Origin of the sequence: Hydrogenophaga sp. (genome assembly GCF_028698005.1) — a bacterium.
Lineage (GTDB): Bacteria > Pseudomonadota > Gammaproteobacteria > Burkholderiales > Burkholderiaceae_C > Hydrogenophaga.
This window is the reverse complement of record NZ_JAQVEJ010000193.1, coordinates 1-4,926: the sequence shown is the minus strand read 5'-3', so window position 1 is coordinate 4,926 and position 4,926 is coordinate 1. Positions and strand designations below refer to the sequence as shown.

Below are 4,926 nucleotides of genomic sequence, written 5' to 3'. Positions count from 1 at the left end.
TCGCCGCGCACGAACAGCATCGCCTGCGGCATGATCTCGTGCAGCTTCATGGCGTCGTGGCCGGCACCGCTGGGCATGCGGTGCACGGGAACACCCAGCGCCTGCACGGCGCGCTCCCAGCGTGCCTGCCATGCGGGGGCGCTGGGTGCGGCCGAAGCGCGCATGGTCTCTTCCAGCGTGAGGCGCAGGCCGCGGCGGGCGCAGATCTCATCGAGCCGGGCCAGCACATCGGCGGCCAGCGCGTCGCGCTGCGCATCGGTGGGCGCTCGCATGTCGAGGCTGAAACGGCAGACGCCGGGCACGACGTTGATCGAGCCGTTGGGCACGTGCAGCATGCCCACCGTGGCCACCGAGTCACCATCCTGCGCGGCGCGCTGTTCGGCGTACAGCATCAGCTCGGCCACCGCGCAGGCGGCGTCGCGCCGGCGGTTCATCGGTGTGGTGCCGGCATGGCTGGCCACGCCCGTCACCTCGCCCTGGTAGCGAACACCGCCGTTGATGGAGGTCACCACGCCCAGCGGCAGGTGCAATTCGTTGAGCACGGGCCCCTGCTCGATGTGCACCTCGATGAAGCCCAGGTAGCGCGCCGGGTCGCGCCGCAGCGTCGGGATGTCGTCGATGCACAGCCCCGCGTGCCGCATGGCCTCGCGCAGGCTGATGCCATCGGCGTCGGTCTGGTCGAGCCAGGCGGGGTCGAAGTGCCCGGTGAGGGCGCCGGAGCCGAGGAAGGTGGCCTTGTAGCGCTGGCCTTCCTCTTCCGCGAACGCCACCACCTCGATGCCGAAGGGCAGGCGCCGGCCGTCCTCGTGCAGACGCCGCACGCAGGCCATGGGCACGAAGATGCCCAGGCGCCCGTCGTACTTGCCGCCGTTGCGCACGGTGTCGTAGTGGGAGCCTGTCAACAGGTAACGGGCATTCAGTGCGGCCGGGTGATAGCGGCCCACCACATTGCCCACGGCGTCGATCTCGACCTCGTCGAAGCCGCACTCCTTCATCCAGTGGCTGATGCGCTGCGCGCAGGCGCGGTGCGCCTCGGTGAGGTAGGTCACCGTGAGCTGGCCCTGCTCGGCGTAGCCCGGGTCGCTGTGCTGCGCCAGCGTCTCCTGCCAGTCCCACACCCGCTGGCCGTCCACCGGTTCGACGCCGAACTTGTCGTTCAGGCGGATCTCGGCGATGCGGTGGATGTGGCGGATGCACTCCTGCCGCTCCGCGTCGGGGTGGCTGTGCAGGCGGCGCTCGAAGGCCGCGATGATCTGCGCCTTGCTCAGGCCGTCGCCGCGCGGGCCGCGCACGGCCAGGATGAACGGAAAACCGAAGCGGGCGTTGTAGTCGGCGTTGAGCTGCTGGATGCGCGCGAATTCCTCGGGCGTGCAGTTCGTCAGGCCCGCCTTGCTCTGTTCGTTGGTCGATTCGGCGGTCAGCGTCTTGCTGACCATGGCCTTGCCCGCGAGTTCGGGGTGGGCGCGGATCAAGGCCAGTTGTGCCTCCACGCCGGCCGCGTCCAGCACCTCGGCCATCGCGTGCTTGAGCTGTGCCAGCGACACGAAGGGACGGCGGGCCAGGGCGCGCTCGGCGATCCAGGGCGAGTGTTCGTACACGCCGTCGAGCAGTCGCACCGCCTCGTCCGGCGCTGCGGTGTTCAGTTGTTCCAGGGTGATGGGCATGGTGGTGGCGCCTTGCTGCTCAGGCCGTGGCCAGCGGGTGCGTGGCCTGCCAGTGGCGCGCGATGTCGATGCGCCGCGCCACCCACACGCCCTCGTGCGACTGGATGTGGTCCAGGAAGCGCTGCAATGCCGTGATGCGTCCGGGCCGTCCCAGCAGGCGGCAGTGCATGCCGATGCTCATCATCTTCGGGCGGTCCAGACCCGCCGGGTCGCCCTCGGCGTACAGCGCGTCGAAGCTGTCCTTCATGTACTGGAAGAACGGGTCGGCGTGCGAATAGCCCTGCGGCAGGGCGAAGCGCATGTCGTTGCAATCCAGCGTGTACGGCACGATGAGCTGGTGCCTGTCGCTGCCGTCGCTCCTGCGCACCCGCATCCAGAACGGCAGGTCGTCGCCGTAGTAGTCGCTGTCGTAGGCGAAGCGCCCGTCGTCGGCCACCAGGCGGTGCGTGTGCGGGCTGTCGCGGCCGGTGTACCAGCCCAGGCCGTGATCGCCCTCATGGCCGTAGAGTTCCTCGAAGATGGCCATGCATTGCGCCATGTGCGCGCGCTCCGTGGCCTCGTCGGTATCCTGGTAGTGGATCCATTTCAGGCCGTGGCAGGCCACCTCGTGGCCCAGTTCGTCAAAGGCCTGCGCCACGTCGCGGTGCTTCTGCAGGGCGGTGGCCACGCCGAACACGGTCAGCGGCAGGCCGCGCCGCTCGAACTCGCGCAGGATGCGCCAGACGCCGGCGCGCGAGCCGTATTCGTAGATGCTCTCCATGCTCATGTGCCGCGCCGGGTAGGCCGCCGGATTGAACATCTCGGAGAGAAACTGCTCGCTGGCCGGGTCGCCGTGCAGCACGCAGTTTTCGCCGCCTTCCTCGTAGTTGAGGACGAACTGCACCGCGATGCGGGCGCGGCCCGGCCAGCGTGCATGGGGGACATCGCGGCCGTAACCGGCCAGATCGCGCGGGTAGGGAGCGGTGGCGTCGTAGATCATGGGTCGGGTGTCAGAAGGAAAGCGCCATGGACAGGTCATTGACGGGCTGCTGGCGGTCGAAGGCCAGCCCCTGTTCCACGTTCAGCAGATGCTCATGCATCAGGCGCACGGCCAGCGCCTCGTCACGCGCGGCCATCGCCTGGACGATGTCGGCGTGTTCCGCGTTCGAGTGTTCGGCGGCGCGGCTGCTCTGGTACATCAGGGTGATCAGCGCGCAGCGCGAGATCAGTTCGCCGAGCAGCTCCGCCAGCACCCGGTTGCCCATCAGTTCGGCCATGCGCACGTGGAAGTCGCCCAGCAGCTCGGTGCGGCCGGGCACATCCTGGTCATCGACGGCGCGTTTTTCGCGTGCCACGTGCGCGCGCAAGGCCTTGAGCTGGCCCAGGGTGACCTGGCGCACGAAGGCCCGCGTCATCTCGGCTTCCAGCATGCGGCGCACCGCGAACACCTGGCGGGCCTCGTCGGCCGAGGGTGTGGCCACGAAGGCGCCGCGCGCCGGCTCCAGCCGGACCAGGCGGTTCTGGGCGAGCTGGAACAGCGCCTGCCGCACCAGCGTGCGCGACACGCCGAAGTGGTCGGCCAGCTTCTGCTCCGCCAGCTTGGTGCCCGGATGCAGCCGGTGTTCCACGATGGCGCGGGTCAGCGAGGCGACGATCAGGGCGGTGCTGGAGGTCTCCATGACCATCATGATAGCCAGAAACGCGAGAAATTGTATACACTTTTGGTCGACAGAATGGCCTGCACAACGCGTGCCAGTCAAGAAAGGAAGCAAGTCATGGGCCTGAGCACACACGTCCTGGACACCATGCACGGTTGCCCGGCGGCCGGCATGGCGGTCGAGCTCTACACCACCAGCGGTGATCAGGCCACGCTGGTGCGGCGCTTCACGCTCAATGCGGACGGCCGCAACCCCGACGGGCCGCTGTACGACAACGCCAGCCTGAAAAAGGGCACCTACCGCCTGGTGTTCGCGGTGAAGGCCTATTTCGCTGCCAGGGGTGTGGACCTGCCCGATCCCCCGTTCCTGGACCGCGTGGCGCTGGACTTCGGTGTTGCCCACGCCGACCAGCATTACCACGTGCCGCTGCTGGTCAGCCCCTGGAGCTATGCCACCTACCGGGGCAGTTGACGATAAGCCCGGTCAAAGAGCGATCGCCCTGCGCGCGGGCAGATCGTGCGGGCCTGGTCTGGTGACTGTGCCTGGCATGGCACCGGTGGCGCCGTCCACACCAGGTGTGCGCGTCAAGCTTCGTCGCCGGTGTCCGCGTCCGTGGCGGGCGCGGATGAGGTCTGGCCGATGCCCGGTTGCTGCCGCACGGCCGCCTTGTCGCCGGCGCTGGCGAACTTGCTGTACTTGCCGATCAGGCTCACGAGCTGGCCATAGATCTTCGGGTTGGCCGCCAGGCACTCCTTTTGTTCCAGGAAGTCGGCCTCGCCGGTGAAGTTGCCGATCAGGCCACCGGCCTCGGTGACCAGCAGCGCGCCGGCGGCCACGTCCCAGGGCGACAGGCCCATCTCGAAGAAGCCGTCCGAGAAGCCGGCGGCCACATAGGCCAGGTCGAGGGCGGCCGCGCCCGGGCGGCGCACGCCGGTACAGCGCGGCATGACCTCGCCGAGCATGCTCATGTAGGTCTGGAAGGCATCGCCGGGACGGAACGGAAAGCCCGTGGTCAGCAGGGTCTCGCGCAGGTGGGTGCGCTTGGCCACACGGATGCGGCGCTCATTGAGGTAGGCGCCACGCCCGCGCGTGGCACAGAACAGGTCATTGCGGGTCGGGTCGTAGACGACGGCCTGCTCGATGCGGCCCTTGACCATGAGCGCGATGCTCACGCAGTAGACCGGAAAGCCGTGGATGAAATTGGTGGTGCCGTCCAGCGGATCGATGATCCAGACGAAGTCCTTGTCGCGACCCTTGCCTTCGCGTCGTCCGGATTCCTCCGCCCAGATGCCGTGGTCGGGGTAGGCCGCCAGCAGCGTCTCGATGATGGCGTGCTCGGCTGCCTGATCGACTTCGGTGACGAAATCGTTGGTCTGCTTGGCCGAGACGCGCACCGCCTCGATGTCGAGCGCGGCGCGGTTGATGAGGGCGCCAGCGGCGCGCGCGGCCTTGATGGCCACGTTCAGCATGGGGTGGAGATTGGACGACATGAATTGTGTTCCTGCAACCGGCCTCGTGGGCCGGCAAGGGGGAGAAGAGCACAGCGGCAACACCCCGGCGATGCGGGGCGGCGACAATAGGGGGGATTTTACCGGTCCCGCCCAAAGTCGTGGGGGCTTTTTTCA

The 4,926-nt window shown here is 68.3% G+C and carries 5 protein-coding genes; 1 reads left to right on the top strand and 4 read right to left on the bottom strand.

Annotated features, from left to right (window positions below):
- The 3 genes from uraD to PHQ87_RS14400 form a co-directional block, all read right to left on the bottom strand.
- Positions 1–1,664: 2-oxo-4-hydroxy-4-carboxy-5-ureidoimidazoline decarboxylase (gene uraD / locus PHQ87_RS14410; RefSeq protein ID WP_300235797.1), on the bottom strand; the 1,664-nt coding region annotated here is incomplete at its 3' end.
- A 19-nt stretch (positions 1,665–1,683) separates the two neighbouring features.
- Positions 1,684–2,643: an allantoinase PuuE gene (puuE, locus tag PHQ87_RS14405; protein WP_300235794.1), complete on the bottom strand. Its 960-nt coding sequence runs from the start codon at positions 2,641–2,643 to the stop codon at positions 1,684–1,686.
- A 10-nt stretch (positions 2,644–2,653) separates the two neighbouring features.
- Entirely contained in the window at positions 2,654–3,331 is a 678-nt protein-coding gene (locus PHQ87_RS14400; protein ID WP_300235791.1) for a GntR family transcriptional regulator, read from the bottom strand.
- 87 nt (positions 3,332–3,418) lie between these two features.
- On the opposite strand from PHQ87_RS14400, the gene uraH reads away from it, so the two are divergent.
- Positions 3,419–3,772 (top strand): hydroxyisourate hydrolase, encoded by a 354-nt coding sequence (uraH, locus tag PHQ87_RS14395; RefSeq protein WP_300235788.1) that lies wholly within the window; start codon positions 3,419–3,421, stop codon positions 3,770–3,772.
- A 113-nt stretch (positions 3,773–3,885) separates the two neighbouring features.
- On the opposite strand, the gene PHQ87_RS14390 is transcribed toward uraH, so the two are convergent.
- Positions 3,886–4,791 (bottom strand): inositol monophosphatase family protein, encoded by a 906-nt coding sequence (locus PHQ87_RS14390; RefSeq protein ID WP_300235785.1) that lies wholly within the window; start codon positions 4,789–4,791, stop codon positions 3,886–3,888.
- Positions 4,792–4,926: the final 135 nt, after the last annotated feature.

What these genes read in the sequence shown, in the direction of transcription:
- puuE (WP_300235794.1), bottom strand. Translation starts at nt 2,643, where the DNA reads ATGATCTACGACGCCACCGCTCCCTACCCGCGCGATCTGGCCGGTTAC.
- PHQ87_RS14400 (WP_300235791.1), bottom strand. Translation starts at nt 3,331, where the DNA reads ATGATGGTCATGGAGACCTCCAGCACCGCCCTGATCGTCGCCTCGCTG.
- uraH (WP_300235788.1), top strand. Translation starts at nt 3,419, where the DNA reads ATGGGCCTGAGCACACACGTCCTGGACACCATGCACGGTTGCCCGGCG.
- PHQ87_RS14390 (WP_300235785.1), bottom strand. Translation starts at nt 4,791, where the DNA reads ATGTCGTCCAATCTCCACCCCATGCTGAACGTGGCCATCAAGGCCGCG.